This is a genomic window from Pseudacidovorax sp. NFM-22 (genome assembly GCF_021401245.1).
GTDB lineage: Bacteria > Pseudomonadota > Gammaproteobacteria > Burkholderiales > Burkholderiaceae_C > Xenophilus.
This window is the reverse complement of sequence record NZ_JACBFY010000003.1, coordinates 286373-303844: the sequence shown is the minus strand read 5'-3', so window position 1 is coordinate 303844 and position 17472 is coordinate 286373. Positions and strand designations below refer to the sequence as shown.

The following is a 17472-nucleotide window of genomic DNA, read 5'->3' as shown; positions in this document are numbered from 1 at the left end:
CTCGCTGCGGCGGGCGCCGGGCGATTTGCTACCCTCGGCAGGATGCCTGCGTGCTTCCCGGCTTCCTGCTCTCCCCCCTTGCCTGACCTTGCCCCGCGCGCCAGACGTTCACCGCGCCCGGCGCCCGTGCCGAGCGGCCCCTGCACATGACCGCGCACCTGCGCTACATCGCCCTGGCAGGCCCGACCGCCAGCGGCAAGACTGCCGCCGCGCTGGCCGTGGCGGCTGCGCTGCCGACGCCGGTGGAAGTGGTCAGCGTCGACTCGGCCCTGGTCTACCGTGGCATGGACATCGGCACCGCCAAGCCCACGCCAGACGAGCGCGCGGCCGTGCCGCACCACCTGATCGACATCCTCGACCCGGCCGAGCGCTACAGCGCGGCCGCCTTCGTGGCAGACGCACAGCGGCTGATCGGCCAGATCCGCCAGCGCGGCGCCCTCCCCTTGCTGGTCGGAGGAACGATGCTGTACTTCAAGGCGCTGTTCGACGGGCTGGACGCGATGCCGGCCGCCGACCCGGAACTGCGCCGCCGCATCGACGCCGAGGCCGCCGAGCACGGCTGGCCGGCCATGCATGCCCGTCTGGCAGACGTCGACCCGGACACTGCCGCCCGCCTGGCGCCCGCCGACAGCCAGCGCATCCAGCGGGCGCTGGAGGTCTGGATGAGCAGCGGCCGGCCCCTCTCCGCCTTCCATCGCCGCGAGGGCGAGCATCCGGCCCCTGATCCGCTGGCGAGCGGCGAGGCCCTTCTCCTCTCGCTGGAGACCGAGGACAGGGCCTGGCTTCACGCGCGCATCGCGCAGCGCTTCGACGCCATGCTGGCCGGCGGCTTCCTCGACGAGGTCCGGCGCCTGCGGCAGCGCGGCGACTTGGACCCGGCGTTGCCCTCGATCCGCTGCGTCGGCTATCGGCAGGCGTGGGAGATGCTCGATGCCACCCAAGGCCGTCCCCCCACGCGCGCCGAACTGGCCGAGTTGCGCGAGCGGGGCGTGGCCGCAACCCGCCAGTTGGCGAAACGCCAGATCACCTGGCTGCGCAGCATGCGCCGTCGCGAGGTGATCGCCTGTGACGCGACGACCGCGGCCGATCAGGTCGTGGCGCGGGTCCGGCAGGCGCTTGCGAAGGACGGGGCATGAACCGCCGGCCCCATCCAGAAGCGGCGCCCGACGGGCGCGCGACGGAGACGGCCTCGCGCGCCGTGCCCCTGCGCATCGAGGGACTCGGCAAGTTCTATGGCAAGGGCGCGGACGCACGACCGGTGTTCCGCCACCTGGACCTGACGGTCGCGCCGGGCGAGTTCGTGGCCATCGTGGGCGAGTCGGGCGTCGGCAAGTCGACGCTGCTGAACTGCATGGCCGGCCTCGACCACTGGGACGAGGGGCGCGTGCTGCATGGCCCGCGGGACCTCGGCACCGTGGACGCCGAGCAGCGCGCGCTGTGGCGGCGCGCGCATGTCGGCTTCGTCTTCCAGGCCTTCCATGTGCTGCCCCACCTCGATGTCGCCCAGAACGTGGGGCTGCCCCTGATGCTGCTCGGCCGCAAGCAGGAGATGGCGCAGCGCGTCGCGCAGATGCTCGAGGCGGTCGGCCTCCAGGGCCTGGGTCAGCGGCTGCCGCAGGCGCTGTCGGGCGGCCAGTTGCAACGCGTGGCCATTGCCCGGGCGCTGGTCCATCGCCCCGGCCTGCTGCTGGCGGACGAACCCACCGGCAACCTGGACCCGGCAACGGCCGCGAGAGTGATGGACCTGCTGCTGTCCGAATCGCGGGCCCACGGGGCCAGCCTGGTCCTGGTCACCCATTCAGACGCTGCCGCCGCGCGGGCCGACCGCCGGCTGCACCTGCGCACCGACGGCTTCTGCTGAACGCCGCCGAAGCGGCTGCGCTGGCACCTACTTGAGCAACGCGTCCGCGCCAGGCCGCTGCCAGTAGACGTAGAGCCAGGCCGGCGAGAAGCCCACCCGGGCATAGAGCGATCGCGCCAGGTAGTTCTCTGCCTCGACCTGGAGGAAGGTGCGGGTCACGCCACGCTGCACCGCCTCCGCACCCATTGCCGCCATCAGCTGACGCGCGAAGCCGTGGCCGCGAAAGCGCGGCCGGGTGCGCATGCCGTGCACGCCCATCCAGCCTTCGGCAAAGCAGCCGCTGCCGACCGCCGCCACATCGCCCGCCTCGCCACCCGGGAGATCCTGCGCCAAGCGCAGGCTGACGTAGACCGCATCCCGGGCCCGGCGCAGCAGACGAACCCGGCTCTGGCCATCGACCGGATCGAAGCCCTCGCCCAGGTAGACGCGGGCCCAGTCGTCGCCCGGCGTCGGGGATAGCTCGACGGCCTCCGGCCGGCCGTTGGCCGCCACGATGGCCGGGTCGGCACACATCACCTGGGTGGGCCTGGACGGCACGTAGCCGCGCTGGCGCAAGGCTTCGGTGAGCGTCTCGAAGCCCGGGGTCTCGATGGGCAGGCGCAGCACGGCCGGCAGGCCATAGGCCTCGTAGGCCGCTTCGATGCGGGGAAGGACCGACGGATCCTGCGCGCCGTGGTGCAGGGGCACCGCGCTGCGCGCCCGGCCCACCGTGCCGCGGTCCAGGGCCAGCAGCCAGCCCGGCAATTCCTCCAGAGCATCGGGGGGCACCGCGGCCAGGGTGGCCCTTTCGATCGATTCAACGTTCACGCCAGCAACCATGACCCCATTGTGAAACGCTTCACCGTCTTTGACACCCGCACGGCCCCCACAATCGCCCGATGTGTTCGCTGCTCAACACCTTCTCCTGGCAGGAGGTCCGCCACCATCCGTGGCGCCATCTGGCGGCCGTGCTGGCCGTCATGCTGGGCGTGGCGCTGGCGTTCTCGGTGCATCTGATCAACAACTCGGCGCTGGACGAATTCCAGCGGGCGACGCGCACCGTCAACGGCCAGCCGGATCTGGAGGTGCGTGCGGTGCAGGGCGACCTGGACGAAGCCCTTTTCGGGCAGTTGGCTGGTCTGAGGCAGGTGGCGCTGCTCAGTCCGGTGCTGGAGGCGCAGGTGCTGTTGCGCACCCGCGAAGGCAGGCTGGCCAACCTGCGCCTGCTTGGCTTGGACGCGCTGGTGCTGCCCGCCATTTCGCCTTCGCTGATGCCCATGCCCTTTCCGGGCCGGGGTGACGATCGGCTGGCCATGCTGCTGCCGGAACGCGCCTTCGTCAACGCGGCGGCGCGGCAATCGCTCGGCAGCGGCGCCGAACAGCTCGAACTCCGCATGCCGGATGGCGCAGCCCGACAGCTCGACATTGCCGGCACCGTTGCGGCCGCCGGCCCGCCGCTGGCCGTGATGGACATCGGTGCCGCACAGGCCCTCCTGGGCCGGCAGGGGCGCCTGAGCCGCATCGACCTGCGCCTGGCGCCCGGCACCGACCGCGAGGCGCTCGCCCAGGCCATCCGCGCCCTGCCCGCCTGGACGCCCGCCCTGCGGCTTGCCGAGCCGGCCGACGAGGCCCAGCGCATCGGCAACCTCTCCAGGGCTTACCGCGTGAACCTGACGGTGTTGGCGCTCGTGGCGCTGTTCACGGGCGCCTTCCTGGTCTTTTCGGTGCTGGCCTTGTCGGTGGCCAAGCGGGCGCAGCAGTTCGCCCTGCTCGGCGTGCTGGGGCTGACCGCGCGACAGCGGCTGCGCCTGGTGCTGGCCGAGTCGCTGGCCCTGGGGGCTGTCGGCAGCGCCGCGGGTCTGGCACTCGGCCTGGCGCTGGCCTGGGCCGCCCTCCGGCTGCTCGGCGGCGACCTGGGCGGGGGCTACTTCCGCGACGTGACACCGCCCCTGCGCGTCGACCCGGCGGCCACGCTCGCCTACGGCGTGCTGGGCACGCTGGCCGCATTGGCCGGCGGCTGGTGGCCGGCGCGCGCCGCGCAACGGCTGCCCGAGGCGCAGACGCTCAAGGGCCTGGGTGACGCCTCGGGCCGGGGCGGGCGCCTGTGGCCGGCCCTCGCCCTGATGGGCGCCGGCGGCGCACTCGCCTTGGTCCCACCGATCCTGGGCATGCCGCTGGCCGCCTATGCCTCGGTGGCCTTGCTGCTGGTCGGCGGCATCGCCGCCCTGCCGTGGCTGATCCAGGCTCTTTACGGGTGGCTGGCGCCACGCCTTGCGGGCCGACTGCTGCCGCTGATGGCGATCGAGCGCGCCCGGCGCATGCGCGGCACCGCCGCCATCGCCCTGAGCGGGGTCGTGGCCAGCCTGGCGCTGTCGGTGGCGCTCACCGTCATGGTCGCGAGCTTCCGCGAATCGGTCACGCGCTGGCTGGACGTCGTGCTGCCGGCCGACCTCTATGTCCGCGCGGCCGGCGCGGCAACGGGCGAACTGGCGCCGTTTGACGCCGACTTCGTGGCGGCCGCGCAGGCGATCCCCGGGGTGGTGCGGGTCGCGCCGCAACGCATCCGACTGCTGCAACTGGATCCGGCGGCACCCGCCGTGAGCCTGCTCGCCCGCCCCATCGACCCGCAAGCGCCCGGCGACAGCCTGCCGCTGACGGGGTCGACGCTGCCGGCACCGCCCGGCCGCATCCCCATTTACGTCAGCGAGCCCATGCTGTCGCTGCATGGCGGGCGCGTGGGCGGTACGCTGGTATCGCTCGATGCGGCATTCGGACTTCCGGCGGGCCGCTTCTTCGTGGCCGGCGTGTGGCGGGACTACGCACGACAGTTCGGCGCCATTGCGATCAACCGGGACGACTACCAGGCCCTGACCGGCGATGGCGCGGCCAGCGAGCTGTCGCTCTGGCAGGCCGCCGATGCGGACGAAGCGCGCATCCGTCAGGCGCTGGACGGGCTCGCGCGCGTCCGGCTCGGGGCGGCTGACGCGCTGGACATCGCATCGACCGCGCAGCTGCGCGCGGTGTCGCTGCGGATCTTCGACCGCAGCTTTGCGGTGACCTACTGGCTGCAGGGCGTGGCCATTGCCATCAGCCTGTTCGGCATCGCGGCCAGCTTCAGCGCGCAGGTGCTCGCGCGGCGCAAGGAATTCGGCCTGCTGGCGCACCTCGGCTTCACGCCAAGCCAGGTTCGCCGCCTCGTTGCGGGCGAAGGCGCCGCCTGGACCAGCATTGGCGCGCTGGCAGGACTGGGACTGGGCATCGCCGTGGCTGCCGTGCTGGTGAAGGTGGTCAATCCCCAGAGCTTCCACTGGACGATGGACATGCTGCTGCCACCTGGACGGCTGGCCGCGCTCTGCCTGGCGGTGATCGGGGCAGGAACACTCACCGCCTGGTTCTCCGCGCGTGCCGCCGCCTCGCAGGACATGGTGCTGGCGGTCAAGGAGGACTGGTAGCGGCCCGAAGCGCCGGATGAAGCGCGGGTCCGGCGCCGTCTCACGGGGGCGCGACGCCACCACGATCTGGCGCCGGCAGCACGCCGAAACGCCGTCACTGGCACCAAGGATGGGAAAGGGGCAGGCACAAAACAAAACCGCCTTGCTGAACTCCCGTGAGGGGCAGACAAGGCGGTCTTGGACCTGAGACTGGAGCGGGAAAACGGTCTCGAACCGTCGACCTCAACCTTGGCAAGGTTGCGCTCTACCAACTGAGCTATTCCCGCGTCTTGATCGGGCGCTGGAAGAGGCCTTGCGGCTTCCTCCAAAACTGGAGCGGGAGACGAGTCATGCACTAGAGCGCTAAGTCTCTGTTTCCCAATCACTTTCTCCACTGTGGTGATCAGCGAAGAACTCAATTATAGCCTTGTTTTTCGCCCTCGGCAACAAAGTTCATCCAACCACTTCCACCAGCGTCCAAGGATGATCCATCCACCCGTCGTTACGCCTGATGCGTCCAGCTGCTGAGCGGGTTCGCTATCGAACTCCAACTTGCGACGATCATGACTTGCGCTCGCTCCGCAGGCAGCGCGGGGTGGTGTCGCGTGGACTACCTGGCACCTGGACGGCTGTAGGACACAACCGCCGGCATCGGAACACCGCAAGTACTCATCTTTACATCGCTGCGGCTAACTTCGCCGGAGCGCAACGCGGCGCCAGTGTAGTGGCAGCCAGCCTCAACGAAGGCGTGCAGCAATCCGGTTCATCTGCTCGATCTCCGCGCGCTGGCCATCGGAAATCGCTTGGCATAGGTTGACGAGTTCCGGATCTGAGAGCTGCGCCTCGCGGCACATGAGGATCGCTCCCGAATGGTGCGGGACCATAGACGCGATGAACTGTCGATCGCCGATTCCGGTTTGAGCACGGGTAGCGGCAAAAGAACCGAGTGTGAGAACGGCAAACAAGCCGTACAGCACGAGATTGAGCCGCCGGTTTGGAAACATGCCGGGCATTGTCGCTAGCATGAAGATGCCCATTGGCGCCCACATAGTGACCGCCATGTAGAGCATGTTGAGATTGTTTCTGAAGTCCCTGGCGCCGTCGATCATGCTGAACATTACGAAGTACATGACGACGAGGCCCAACACCATGTTCACCCAGAACTTGGCGTATGGTCGGCCGTGCTTACCCATCTGACCGGATGTGTGATGTTGATGTTCATGGGAATGTTCAGCCATCTCCGTCTCCTATGTGCTGGGGCAACCTGGCAGGGTCACTGGTACTGCGGCAGATACTTTGTCGATATATCAGCATGTGGAGCGATGCATCACTAACCGCTGATTTCCAGTCCCCAACTGGACGTAGGGGCGTCGAACGCTTCAACTCGCTGGTCTTGAACCGTCTGGATATCAGACCATACCAAATCGGTCTTGATGGGCTTTGCGCCACCTATGACGCTGGTACCGTGAGCGCCAATATCGAGCTTGCGTCCTCATCGCTCGATGGGCCGGCAACTGATCGATTCTTGCATATCAAGCAAGACAAGGCCACCTGCGGCGGACGCCAATGGCCTCCTCCGCCTTCGCTTAGGGCATCGCCTCAAGCGTCCGTCGCAGGCCATAACGACACAACAGCCCTTGGGCAAGAAAGGAGCCGGTGATGTAGCGCACCCGAAAGGAGACGAAGACATGCACAAGGACATTTCAACATCAAAGGTGTTCTATCGTCCCATCGAGGCGGCCATCCGATGGGCTGGGTTGCTGCGGTATCTCCCGATGATCCTGGCCACGATCGCGTCACCGCGTGTCCTGCCTCGGTCGCTGAACTGCCCTCGATGGAATGAGTGCCGGCTGCACTCGGAACGTATCTATGACGGCATCCTCAACGGAGAGCTGCCCTACGGCAAGAACGGGATCACGCTCAATGATCCGAACCTGCTCAATTCTCTGGATCTGACTGTTCGCCATGTCGATCTAAAACGCTGGATGCGCACCCACTATCCCGAGCACCGGCCAGGATTTCTGTTCAGCCGTGGCGAACGCATGGCGCATCCTTTCATCACCATGGAAACAGGACAGGCGATCCTCGTGGAGCGGCTGGCCCTTCAGGCCGCGCTTGAACAAGCCCGACGTGAGATGCGAGAACTGCAGGAGCAGCACGACACGCTACTCAAGCAATCCTCGGTGCTGTTGGCATCCAAGCAATGCGAGATCAGCGAACGGGCGGAAACGACCTATCTCAACATCATTGGAGGGATGTTGACGCTGATGCTGAGCCAGTCGCCTTCAGGCGTGCCCTATTCCAGCTTCAAAACGCAGGAGGCCCTTGTCTCTGCATTGGTCGCCCACTACGGCGGCACCATGGGCATCACTGAGCGCACCTTAAACGGAAAGTTCGCCAACGCTAAGAGGTACGTTCGTAGCGCAAGCGCATGAGGTTATCCAGCTTGTATGTGCAATCGCGGAGATTGCATTTGCAATGTCTTTCCGCAGCCAGGTCTATTGAATAGAGGTCACGCCAACAAACGCCACCGAGCGTTCAGGAGTGACCGCCATGTCGCAGACCCCTGTACTCCCGCCGAACGAGCGCCGCATCCTGCGGCTCGATGAAGTCGAAGCGAAGTCCGGCTTCAAACGCGCCCACATCTACAACCTGATGAAGAAGCGCCAGTTCCCTCAGGCGCTGCGCCTGGGCGTGCGCGCTGTCGGCTGGGATTCGATCGAAATCGACCAGTGGATCGCCGAGCGCCTCAACCACCGGACCTGACCCGCTCTCCCGCGGACTTCCCATTCCCAGCCGGAGAGCGCCATGCAGGTCGTGTCCATCATTTCAACGAAGGGCGGCGTCGGCAAGACCACGACGGCCGCCAACCTGGGCGGGCTCGCCGCGGACGCGGGCCTGCGCGTGCTGCTGCTCGATCTCGACGTGCAGCCCACCTTGTCCTCCTACTACGAACTGACCCAGCGCGCGCCGGGCGGCATCTATGAGCTGTTGGCCTTCAACGAGCGCGACCTTGGCCAGCTCGTGTCCCGCACGATCATCGCGGGCCTGGACCTGGTGCTGTCCGACGACCACCGGGGCGAGCTGAACACGTTGTTGCTGCATGCGCCGGATGGCCGCCTGCGGTTGCGGCATCTGCTGCCAGCACTTGCTCCCCTCTACGACCTGGTGCTGATCGACACCCAGGGCGCGCGTTCCGTGCTGCTGGAGATGGCGGTGCTCGCCTCCGATCTCGCGCTGTCGCCCGTCACGCCGGAGATCCTCGCGGCACGCGAGCTGCGGCGCGGCACCATGCAGTTGCTCGAAGACATTGCGCCGTACCGGCACCTGGGCATCGAACCGCCGCCGCTGCACTTGCTCATCAACCGCGTCCACCCGGTGTCCGCCAACGCACGGCTGATCCAGCAGGCCTTGCGCGACCTGTTCCAGGACAGCGCCGGCATCCGCGTGCTCGCCACCGACGTGCCGGCCATAGAAGCGTATCCACGTGCCGCAACGCGCGGCCTGCCGGTGCATCGGGTCGAGCACCGCCAGCCGCCCGGCAGAGTCGCCCCTGCCGCGCTCGACACGATGCGCGCGCTCGCCAGCGAGTTGTTCCCGCAATGGCAGGACCGACTGGCTCAAGTATCCGGCCGCCCGCAGCGACCTCTTGATCCTGGGAGGCCCCATGGCGAACGCACATGAGCTGGCCCGCGGCCACAAGCGGCTGCGCGCCCTGATCGAGTTCGCGGTCGGTGAGGGCTGGCACGTCAAGCGCACGCCGGGCGGGCACCTCAAGTTCACCAAGGCCGGCTGCGCGGCGATCTACACGAGTTCGACAGCGAGTGACCACCGGGCCGAATTGAACGCCCGTGCGCAGATCCGCCGCGCCGAGCGAGAGGCCCGCATGGCGCCGGCCGGCGGTCGTGGGGACTGCGAGGGGTGCGGCCATGGCTGACATGACCTCGCAGGACATGGCAGGCAAGCTGCTCGCGGCCGGCTTCGAGCGCAGCGGCCCAGCGGCTACGGCCTTGAGCGACCCGATCGCGGACACGCCCATGGTCGTGACGCTGGACCAGTTGCGGCCCTACGACCATGACCCGCGCATGAAGCGCAACCCGGCTTACGAGGAAATCAAGGCATCCATCCGCGAGCGCGGCCTGGACGCGGCGCCGGCCATCACGCGCAGGCCCGGCGAGGACCACTACATCATCCGCAACGGCGGCAACACGCGACTGGCGATCCTGCGCGAACTCTGGTCGGAGACCAAGGAAGAACGCTTCTTCCGCATATCGTGCCTGTTCCGACCATGGCCGGAGCGCGGTGAAATCGTCGCGCTGACCGGGCATCTTGCCGAGAACGAACTGCGCGGCGGCCTCACGTTCATCGAGCGCGCGCTCGGCGTCGAGAAAGCACGGGAGTTCTACGAGCAGGAGAGCGGCGCCGCCCTGAGCCAGTCGGAACTGGCCCGCCGCCTGGCGGCCGATGGCTTCCCCGTCCAGCGGTCGCACATCACCCGCATGGCCGACGCGGTGCGCTACCTGCTGCCCGCCATTCCCACTGTGCTCTATGGCGGCCTGGGGCGCCACCAGGTCGAGCGGCTGTCGGTCATGCGCACGGCCTGCAAACGCACCTGGGAGCACTACGCCAAGGACCGTTCGCTGCCGCTGGACTTCGACAGTTTCTTTCAGGAGGTGCTGGCGCAGTTCGACACGCAGGGCGACGAGTTCGCGCCGCAGCGCGTGCAAGACGAGCTGATCGGCCAGATGTCCGAGCTGCTGGGCATCGGCTACGACGTGCTGGCGCTGGACCTGACCGAATCGGAAAGCCGCCACCGGGCGCTGGTCAGTGACCCGACGCCACCTGCGGCGCAGCCGGCGTTGCCTTCGCCCACCGCCGGCACGCCGACTCCGCCGGGCGCAGCATCGTCCATCGCCACGCCTGCAGCGGCGGCCGGTCCTCCACCCGCCAGCCCTCCGGCGTCCGAGCCCACCTTGCGCCACGACGACACGGCGGTTGGCGAAGCGGCCACGGGAAGCCAGCCGGCCGCACCGGGCGATCTGCTTCGCGAGCACATCGTCTCGCCAGCACCGACGACAGAACGGCTCCAATCGATCCAGCGCATGGTCGCCGACCAGTTGGGCGATGCGCTGCCGCCCGACTTCTCGGCGAGCGTGCTGCAGTCCATCCCGGTGCAAGCCGGCGGACTCTATCCGATCTCCGACGTCTGGTACATCGACGCCGGCCTGGACACGCCCGATCGGCTGCGCATCCACATCGCGCAGTTCGCGCGCGAGATCGCCGGGGAGGCAGGCCTGGACGAGTGCATCGAGGATCGCGCCGATGGCATCGGGTTTGCGTGCCGCGCCCGCGGCCAAGCCCCGTCGCCGCTCGGCCGCGCGGTGCTGACGCTGCTCACTTCCCTGACGGGTCAGCCCGTCGCCGAAGCGGGCCTGGACGGCGCGCAGCTCGCCGCCGACCTGCCGACCCTGTTGCACGGCCAGAGCCAAGGCCATGGCAGCGGCGCAAGGCGCTTGAGCGACACGGCGTTGGTCAAGCTCTTTCGGCTGCTGCGCCTCGCCCGGCGTCTGCTGGACCTGGAAGCCGGCACCACGGCGCCCGGGACGTGAGCGAGGGAGGCCGCATGTCCACATCGCATCCGCTCAACCAGGCCGTGATTGCCCAGGCGCTGTATGACCTTCGCAACGGCCAACTGCGCCGCTGCAAGGCCATGGGCTTCGGCGAGGCCGAGCTGGATGCGCTCAAGCACCCCGCGCTGATCAGCGTGCTGGCCAACGCCAGCGTCTCGTGGTGCTCGGTCACGGTCAACCGCGAAGTGCTGCAGCGCCTGCTCAACCAGGCACAGGACGTGGAGAAGGAAATCGCCACGGTCGATCGCATGCTGCGGCTGGGGGCCAGCACGGAGATGGTCAGCCGCTTCTATGGCCTGACCCATCAGGAAGTCGCCCTGCGGCGGGAGATCCTCGGCCTGCCCAAGCGCAAGGGGCGCCACCCCGTCCTGGACGAGACCCAGGACACCGAACTGTGGCGGCAATGGAAAGCCGTGACCAGCAGCAGGAACGTCGATCTGGAGGACGAGACCTCGATTCTCGATGCGGCCATGGACCTGGCCGAGGGCATGTCGCTGCCGCTCTCGGTGGTCTGGGCCGCGATCAGGAACTGGGTCGATCAGGGATTGGGCTAGGCCATGGCCGTGGACGACACCGCCCCACGAGCCCAGCGCCCTGGCCCCATCGCACTCGCCGACCTGTTCGACGCTGCGCTGAAGGACCTCGCGCCCAAGTCCAGCTCTGGCGCTCCCGCGTCCCTGCCTGCTCCAACGCCCACGCCTCCTACGTCCGGCGACGCCTTCCTGTTCAGTGGCAATCGGCACGAGAGCGTGCCGCGGCGGCTGTTCCTCGACCGCCGCCTGACACCGCTGGAGCGCAACGCCTGGCAGGTGTTCCGATTGATGCTCAACGACGATGGCGTCACGGCATTTCCCACCTATGAGCAGTTGCGCCCCTGGCTGGCGTCGATGCCCTGCGCAGGCCAGGCCTCCCATGAGACCGTGGCGCGGGCGCTGACGCTGCTGCGCCTGACGCGCTGGCTGAGCCTCGTGCGACGACGGCGCGACCCCAAGACCGGTCGCATCCTCGGCAACCTCTACGTCCTGCACGACGAACCGCTGACGCCGTTCGAGGCGATGCAACTCGACGCCGACTACCTGGCCCTGGTCAGCCAGTCGCTGGGGCATTCGGCCAAGGCCGTCCAGGTGGTGGGACTCAACACCCTCCAGGAGATCGCGGACGACCCGATGCTGTCCGGACGCACCTTGCCGTCGCGGCTGCAAGTGCTCGCCGAGCGCCTGGCCGACCAGGGCATCACCGCCTCCGAAAGTTATCCACAGGAGGATGCGGTCCACGATTCCGAAGAAGGGCCCGCGAGCCTTCTTCGGAATGGCGATCGCCCATCTTCGGAATCCGAAGCAGGGCCGAAACCCGCGCCAGACGGCGCTCTTCGGAATTCGAAGCAGGACCGTACAGTACGTAGTAGTCGTATTGATGAAGTACGTACTACCGCGCAGGCGCGTGCGCTGGGCGACCTGCAATGGCCCAAGCGCTTCGCGGAACTGAAGGCGGAACAGCAGGCCGGAGCCAAGATGGCGTTGCAGCAGGTGGACGCTGCCCTGCGGCAGGCCGTGCTGGACGAATGGGCCGCACGGTGCGGCAAGCATGGCATCCGCAACCCCGCCGGTTATCTGTTCGGCATCATCCAGCGCGCCATGCGCGGCGAGTTCAATGCCTGGGCCAAGCAGACCGGCCCGGCACCGCCAACACCATCGGCGGCGCGAGCGCCACCAACCGAGCCGCCGCGCAACGTCGTGCCGCCCGAGGTGGCCCGGCAGCACATCGAGCGCCTGCGCGATCTGCTGCGCAAATCCTGAGCACAGGGCTTGTCAAAGCCGTGAAGTAGATCTCCATGGCGGTCGGCAGAAACGGTCCCCTGGGGACGGCTGTGCGGTGAAGCGCCGGGCGACGGCGCGACATGCTGCGCAAAACCTGAGTAGAGCGCATGCAAGACCATGAAGCAGACCTCCATGGCGCTCAACGGAACGGTCCCCTGGGGACGGCTGCGCGGCGAAGGATCGTGTCGAACGGCAGCGCGACGTGCGGTGCAGCACGCATACCGTCAACAACCGAGGACGGGAACGCCGATGTGAGTGCCCATCTGCGGAGCGGTCCCCAGGGGACCGTTGCGCGCTGCGCCGCCAGCGCGCACAGAACCGGGGGTCGGCTCATTTCGGTTTGTTGACTGACTGCCTTCCGCTGCATGCGGATGCTGGCGGCTCCCTGTCCACCAGCGAGCGATCACCATGGCAACCAGCAACGAACCATTGCAACTCAACCTCGGCTCCCTGCGCAGCGCGATGTCGCTGACGCTGCACACCCACCACGCCTCGCGCATCTGGCATGGCCGCGCCGCCGCCGAGGGGCGACCCGGCATCGTCGGCCTGAACGGCTACATCGCCGTGATGAACAAGATGAAGCGCGGCTCGGAGCAGGACGACCCGTACAGCGACTGGTGGATGTTGCGCATCGAGGAAAAGCTCGACCAGACCAGGACCACGTTGCAATCGCTGCGCGAGCAGGTTGACCAGGCACTGGCCGGCGTGCCTGCGGCGTTGAGCCTGGGTGAGAACCTCAACGTGCAGCCGGTGAAGCTCCCCTTGTTCGTGAACGCGCAGCTCGGCTTTGCCGCCGTCTATCTGCTGGCCGACTACGACGACATCGCCCGCAAGCTGATCCTCGCCCACCACACCGCGCTGATCGATCGCTCGACGTTGGAGCGCTGGCTCAACGAAGGTGCCCACGCGCTGCGCAGCCTGTTCAGCCTGGCCCAGCAATACCGCTACTCGGGCTGCACCCGCGACGACTTCGCGGCCAAGAACGCCGCAGCTCGGGCAGCATTGGAGAAGTTCGGCGAACTGCCGCAGGACGTGCTCGAAGGCATGCGCCGCTCGAAGTTTGCGCCGCCCGTCGTGCGCCGTGGTCTGCAACAGCGTGGTGATAGCGCTGCCGCAGCCGCATCTCCCACCGACGAAGGCGCTGCCGCCGATTCGGCCGAGGCCAAGTCCACAGCCGCCGGCGAGGACGAACCGGCATGAGCGACCCGAACCGCGAACCGCGCTACTTCCGTCGTCTGGAACAGCCAGCCTTCATGCGGCTGGAACACGCGGCCTCTCTAAAAGGCCTTTTAAAGCCTTTTAAAGGTAAAGGGGACTTCGAGGCCTGGGCCAGCCAGTGCTTCGCCATGCGCGACGAGTTGATTGCCCTGGCGCAGCGACAGGTGCTGCCACAGGCGTGCGGGCATCCCTTCCACCTGCTTCCCGTCGAGCTGGCCCAGCAGACCACTGGCGCAGGCACGACCTTTCTTCGCTGGCGCAAGCACGATCGATCGGCCATGGGCGTGGCGTTGTGGCAGGAGCTGATGGCGAGCCCCAGCACGCCGGTCAACCTGCTGCACGACCTGCACGAGATCGAACTGCAGCGCGTCATGCTGAACATGCAGATCAGCCTGCTGCACACCCTGGGCAGGCAAGCACAGGAATGCGCCAGCAAGGCCGCGCAGGCGGACAACACCTACCTGCGCCGGCTCGCGTCCGTTCCTGCCGCAGTGCGCGATCGGTGATTGCGCCTGCCATCCGAGCACGCGCCCGAGCCCAACGAGGCACGGGTATTTCAACCACCACGGAGATTCCAACATGAGCACACAATTCATCGGCGAGGGCAACATCGGATCGCCTCCCGAGTACCGCGAATTCCCCAATGGCAACGACGATCCTCGCCGGTTGCTCCGGCTGAACGTGTACTTCGACAACCCCGTCCCCACCAAGGGCGGCGAGTTCGAGGACCGCGGCGGCTTCTGGGCGCCGGTGGAACTCTGGCACCACGACGCCGACCGCTGGCAGCAGCTCTACCAGAAGGGCATGCGGGTGCTGGTCGTCGGCCGCATGGAGCGCGACCCCTGGACGGACAACGAAGATCAGCCGCGTGAGACTTGGCAGGTCAACGCGCGCAGTGTCGGCATCCTGCCGTACCGCATCGAGTCTGTGGCCCTCAGCCCGAAGCCACAGGAGGCAGAGCCGAAGCCCCAGGCCACCCAGGAATCGACGGCGCCGAAAGAGACCAAGCGCAGGAAGTGATCGGGCATGGAGGGCGGCTGCCGCAGTGCTTCGCCGCCCTCCATGCGCTGCGAATTATCCCCAGGGGATAGCTCCACCAACGTCCACCGAGTTCCACGCGCGCTCCCGGAAATCGCGGCTCTCGGCCCGCACACTTCCGGCCACGCACCTTCCCCGCACTCGCCATTTCATCGGCGTGAAAGCGGTCGCTGCCGCATGCGGCTTGTTTGCTGCTGCCAGGGGCTGCGCTCGGCATCCTCGATCCCAGCAACTCCATGAACAACAGGAATCGGGATGGACGGATATGCGGCTGTTCTTGTGCGAGAAGCCCTCCCAGGGCAAAGACATTGGCCGGATTCTCGGCGCCACGCAGCGCGGTGAAGGCTGCCTCAACGGTTCCGGCGTCACGGTCACCTGGTGCATCGGCCATCTCGTGGAGGCGGCGCCGCCCGAGGCCTACGACGAGCAGCTCAAACGATGGTCCGTTGAGCAGTTGCCCATCATTCCCCAGCACTGGCGGGTCGAGGTCAAACCGAAGACCGCCACGCAATTCAAGGTCGTCAAGGCGCTCTTGGCGAAGGCGACTCACCTGGTTATCGCCACCGATGCCGACCGCGAGGGCGAATTGATCGCCCGCGAGATCGTGGAGCTTTGCGGCTACCGCGGCCCCATCGAACGCCTGTGGCTGTCGGCGCTCAACGATGCGTCCATTCGGGCGGCACTGGGCAAGCTGCGGCCTTCGGCCGAGACGCTTTCGATGTACCACTCGGCGCTGGCGCGCTCCCGTGCGGATTGGCTCGTGGGCATGAACCTGAGCCGGCTGTTCACGGTGCTGGGGCGACAGGCGGGTTACGACGGCGTGCTGTCGGTCGGCCGCGTACAGACCCCGACGCTCAAGCTCGTTGTGGACCGCGACCGCGAGATCGCGCGCTTCGTGTCCGTACCATACTGGGCCATCGCCGTGTCCCTGTTCGCAGGCGGTTCGACTTTCGCCGCGCAATGGGTTCCACCCGATGCGTGCACCGACGACGCAGGCCGCTGCCTGCGGCAGCCGGTCGCACAGCAGACCATGCAGCAGATCCGCGCTGCGGGCAGTGCCCACGTCGTGTCGGTGGAGACTGAGCGTGTCCGCGAAGGCCCGCCGCTGCCGTTCGACCTGGGCACCTTGCAGGAAGTGTGTTCCAAGCAGCTTGGGCTGGACGTGCAGGAAACCTTGGAGATTGCCCAAGCCCTGTACGAGACGCACAAGGCCACGACGTACCCCCGCTCGGACTCCGGCTACCTGCCCGAGAGCATGTTTGCCGAAGTGCCCACCGTTCTCGACAGCCTGCTCAAGACCGATCCCTCGCTGCGCTCGATCATGGGCCAGCTCGACCGCTCGCAGCGCTCGCGCGCCTGGAACGATGGCAAGGTCACGGCGCACCACGGCATCATCCCGACGCTCGAACCGGCGAAGCTCTCCGCCATGAGCGAGAAGGAACTGGCCGTGTACAGGCTCATCCGGTCGCATTACCTGGCGCAGTTCCTCCCTCACCACGAGTTCGACCGCACTGTGGCCAAGTTTTCGTGCGGGGGGCAGAACCTGGCGGCCACGGGCAAGCAGGTTGTCATCCCGGGTTGGCGCCAGGTGCTCGCCGAGCCGCAGGCCGAAGACGGTGATGGCGAGGGCGATACTGCGGTCCGCGCCCAGGTGCTGCCCGCGCTGCCGAAACTGTATGAGGGCCTGGCATGCCAGGTGGCCGACGTCGATCTCAAGGCACTCAAGACGCTGCCGCCCAAACCGTACACGCAAGGCGAGTTGGTCAAGTCCATGAAAGGCGTCGCCAAGCTGGTGTCCGATCCCCGCCTGAAGCAGAAGCTCAAGGATACGGTTGGCATCGGCACCGAAGCGACGCGGGCCAACATCATCGGCGGCCTGATCGCTCGCGGCTACCTCGTGAAGAAGGGGCGCGCCATCCGCGCCTCGGATGCGGCTTTCACTTTGATCGATGCCGTGCCTGCGGCGATTGCCGACCCTGGCACCACCGCCGTCTGGGAACAGGCGCTCGACATGATCGAGGCCGGACAGCTCACCCTGGACGTGTTCATCGGCAAGCAGGCCGCGTGGATTTCGCAGTTGATTGCGCAGTACGGCAGCGCCTCCCTGTCCATCAAGGTTCCCCAAGGGCCGGCATGCCCGCAGTGCGGCGCACCCACGCGCCAGCGCAGCGGCAAGAGCGGCCCGTTCTGGTCGTGCAGCCGCTACCCGGACTGCAAAGGCACGCTGCCAGTCGAATCCGGCAGCTCCAAGCGCGGCGCCTCGCGCCCGCGCCGTAGCGGCCGCAAAGGCTCCTGACCGCCCCCGTTCCCCGTGAGCCGTGCCCGCCTTCGGCGGCGTGGCCCCTGTCCCGCACTCCGCCGCATGCCCTGCGGGACGCCCAGCGCGCAACGCCTTCTTGATCCGTGTGCGCGTCCCGCCCAGCCGTCCCCGGCCGCGGGACCTGAAGGTAGCTTCTCTGCGAGCCGCACCACGCGCGTTCTGTTGATCTGCGTTTCTT

General features: G+C 67.6%; 16 protein-coding genes and 1 tRNA gene. 14 read left to right on the top strand and 3 right to left on the bottom strand.

What is annotated here, in order from left to right:
* Nucleotides 1–146 precede the first annotated feature (146 nt).
* The gene (miaA, locus tag L0984_RS12395) at nucleotides 147–1136 is read left to right on the top strand and encodes a tRNA (adenosine(37)-N6)-dimethylallyltransferase MiaA (protein WP_234193879.1); all 990 of its coding nucleotides are present in this window, start codon (nucleotides 147–149) and stop codon (nucleotides 1134–1136) included.
* Nucleotides 1137–1198: 62 nt separating this feature from the next.
* Complete coding sequence (locus L0984_RS12390; RefSeq protein ID WP_234194391.1) at nucleotides 1199–1861, top strand: ABC transporter ATP-binding protein; 663 nt, start codon at nucleotides 1199–1201, stop codon at nucleotides 1859–1861.
* A 27-nt stretch (nucleotides 1862–1888) separates the two neighbouring features.
* On the opposite strand, the gene L0984_RS12385 is transcribed toward L0984_RS12390, so the two are convergent.
* Nucleotides 1889–2668, bottom strand: a complete 780-nt coding sequence (locus tag L0984_RS12385; protein WP_234193878.1) for a GNAT family N-acetyltransferase — start codon at nucleotides 2666–2668, stop codon at nucleotides 1889–1891.
* Nucleotides 2669–2739: 71 nt separating this feature from the next.
* Here L0984_RS12385 and L0984_RS12380 point away from each other — a divergent pair, with 71 nt between their 5' ends.
* Entirely contained in the window at nucleotides 2740–5292 is a 2553-nt protein-coding gene (locus tag L0984_RS12380) for an FtsX-like permease family protein (protein ID WP_234193877.1), read from the top strand.
* A 190-nt stretch (nucleotides 5293–5482) separates the two neighbouring features.
* Here the strand turns inward: L0984_RS12380 and L0984_RS12375 are convergent.
* Both L0984_RS12375 and L0984_RS12370 read right to left on the bottom strand, forming a co-directional pair.
* A tRNA-Gly gene (locus L0984_RS12375) sits at nucleotides 5483–5558 on the bottom strand.
* Nucleotides 5559–6008: 450 nt separating this feature from the next.
* Nucleotides 6009–6509 carry a DUF305 domain-containing protein gene (locus tag L0984_RS12370; RefSeq protein ID WP_003098996.1) on the bottom strand — a complete coding sequence of 167 codons (501 nt, stop codon included), beginning with the start codon at nucleotides 6507–6509 and terminating at the stop codon, nucleotides 6009–6011.
* A gap of 450 nt (nucleotides 6510–6959) precedes the next feature.
* Between L0984_RS12370 and L0984_RS12365 the strand changes: the two genes are divergently transcribed.
* The 11 genes from L0984_RS12365 (at nucleotide 6960) to L0984_RS12315 (ending at nucleotide 17270) form a co-directional block, all read left to right on the top strand.
* Complete coding sequence (locus tag L0984_RS12365; protein WP_003098991.1) at nucleotides 6960–7706, top strand: hypothetical protein; 747 nt, start codon at nucleotides 6960–6962, stop codon at nucleotides 7704–7706.
* Between the two features lie 118 nt (nucleotides 7707–7824).
* Nucleotides 7825–8037, top strand: coding sequence for an AlpA family transcriptional regulator (locus L0984_RS12360; protein ID WP_003090093.1), 213 nt, complete (start codon nucleotides 7825–7827; stop codon nucleotides 8035–8037).
* Between the two features lie 42 nt (nucleotides 8038–8079).
* Nucleotides 8080–8955 (top strand): ParA family protein, encoded by an 876-nt coding sequence (locus L0984_RS12355; protein ID WP_003098988.1) that lies wholly within the window; start codon nucleotides 8080–8082, stop codon nucleotides 8953–8955.
* Entirely contained in the window at nucleotides 8939–9208 is a 270-nt protein-coding gene (locus tag L0984_RS12350; RefSeq protein ID WP_003050422.1) for a hypothetical protein, read from the top strand. The genes L0984_RS12355 and L0984_RS12350 overlap by 17 nt, the downstream gene beginning before the upstream one ends.
* Nucleotides 9201–10880, top strand: a complete 1680-nt coding sequence (locus L0984_RS12345; RefSeq protein WP_004350508.1) for a ParB family protein — start codon at nucleotides 9201–9203, stop codon at nucleotides 10878–10880. Before L0984_RS12350 ends, L0984_RS12345 begins: the two co-directional genes overlap by 8 nt.
* Nucleotides 10881–10894: 14 nt before the next feature.
* The gene (locus tag L0984_RS12340) at nucleotides 10895–11455 is read left to right on the top strand and encodes a DUF2857 domain-containing protein (RefSeq protein WP_003090097.1); all 561 of its coding nucleotides are present in this window, start codon (nucleotides 10895–10897) and stop codon (nucleotides 11453–11455) included.
* A 3-nt stretch (nucleotides 11456–11458) separates the two neighbouring features.
* Complete coding sequence (locus tag L0984_RS12335; protein ID WP_003116837.1) at nucleotides 11459–12697, top strand: STY4528 family pathogenicity island replication protein; 1239 nt, start codon at nucleotides 11459–11461, stop codon at nucleotides 12695–12697.
* Nucleotides 12698–13126: 429 nt separating this feature from the next.
* Complete coding sequence (locus tag L0984_RS12330) at nucleotides 13127–13918, top strand: PFL_4669 family integrating conjugative element protein (protein ID WP_003116836.1); 792 nt, start codon at nucleotides 13127–13129, stop codon at nucleotides 13916–13918.
* Complete coding sequence (locus L0984_RS12325; RefSeq protein WP_003098978.1) at nucleotides 13915–14442, top strand: DUF3158 family protein; 528 nt, start codon at nucleotides 13915–13917, stop codon at nucleotides 14440–14442. The genes L0984_RS12330 and L0984_RS12325 overlap by 4 nt, the downstream gene beginning before the upstream one ends.
* 73 nt (nucleotides 14443–14515) lie before the next feature.
* Nucleotides 14516–14956, top strand: coding sequence for a single-stranded DNA-binding protein (locus L0984_RS12320; protein ID WP_003098976.1), 441 nt, complete (start codon nucleotides 14516–14518; stop codon nucleotides 14954–14956).
* A 283-nt stretch (nucleotides 14957–15239) separates the two neighbouring features.
* A complete protein-coding gene (locus tag L0984_RS12315; protein ID WP_003116834.1) occupies nucleotides 15240–17270 on the top strand; it encodes a DNA topoisomerase III in 2031 nt (676 codons plus the stop codon).
* Nucleotides 17271–17472: the final 202 nt, after the last annotated feature.

What these genes read in the sequence shown, in the direction of transcription:
- L0984_RS12330 (WP_003116836.1), top strand. Translation starts at nt 13,127, where the DNA reads ATGGCAACCAGCAACGAACCATTGCAACTCAACCTCGGCTCCCTGCGC.
- L0984_RS12315 (WP_003116834.1), top strand. Translation starts at nt 15,240, where the DNA reads ATGCGGCTGTTCTTGTGCGAGAAGCCCTCCCAGGGCAAAGACATTGGC.
- L0984_RS12325 (WP_003098978.1), top strand. Translation starts at nt 13,915, where the DNA reads ATGAGCGACCCGAACCGCGAACCGCGCTACTTCCGTCGTCTGGAACAG.
- L0984_RS12380 (WP_234193877.1), top strand. Translation starts at nt 2,740, where the DNA reads ATGTGTTCGCTGCTCAACACCTTCTCCTGGCAGGAGGTCCGCCACCAT.
- L0984_RS12370 (WP_003098996.1), bottom strand. Translation starts at nt 6,509, where the DNA reads ATGGCTGAACATTCCCATGAACATCAACATCACACATCCGGTCAGATG.
- L0984_RS12340 (WP_003090097.1), top strand. Translation starts at nt 10,895, where the DNA reads ATGTCCACATCGCATCCGCTCAACCAGGCCGTGATTGCCCAGGCGCTG.
- L0984_RS12355 (WP_003098988.1), top strand. Translation starts at nt 8,080, where the DNA reads ATGCAGGTCGTGTCCATCATTTCAACGAAGGGCGGCGTCGGCAAGACC.
- L0984_RS12350 (WP_003050422.1), top strand. Translation starts at nt 8,939, where the DNA reads ATGGCGAACGCACATGAGCTGGCCCGCGGCCACAAGCGGCTGCGCGCC.
- L0984_RS12360 (WP_003090093.1), top strand. Translation starts at nt 7,825, where the DNA reads ATGTCGCAGACCCCTGTACTCCCGCCGAACGAGCGCCGCATCCTGCGG.
- L0984_RS12345 (WP_004350508.1), top strand. Translation starts at nt 9,201, where the DNA reads ATGGCTGACATGACCTCGCAGGACATGGCAGGCAAGCTGCTCGCGGCC.
- miaA (WP_234193879.1), top strand. Translation starts at nt 147, where the DNA reads ATGACCGCGCACCTGCGCTACATCGCCCTGGCAGGCCCGACCGCCAGC.
- L0984_RS12320 (WP_003098976.1), top strand. Translation starts at nt 14,516, where the DNA reads ATGAGCACACAATTCATCGGCGAGGGCAACATCGGATCGCCTCCCGAG.
- L0984_RS12365 (WP_003098991.1), top strand. Translation starts at nt 6,960, where the DNA reads ATGCACAAGGACATTTCAACATCAAAGGTGTTCTATCGTCCCATCGAG.
- L0984_RS12335 (WP_003116837.1), top strand. Translation starts at nt 11,459, where the DNA reads ATGGCCGTGGACGACACCGCCCCACGAGCCCAGCGCCCTGGCCCCATC.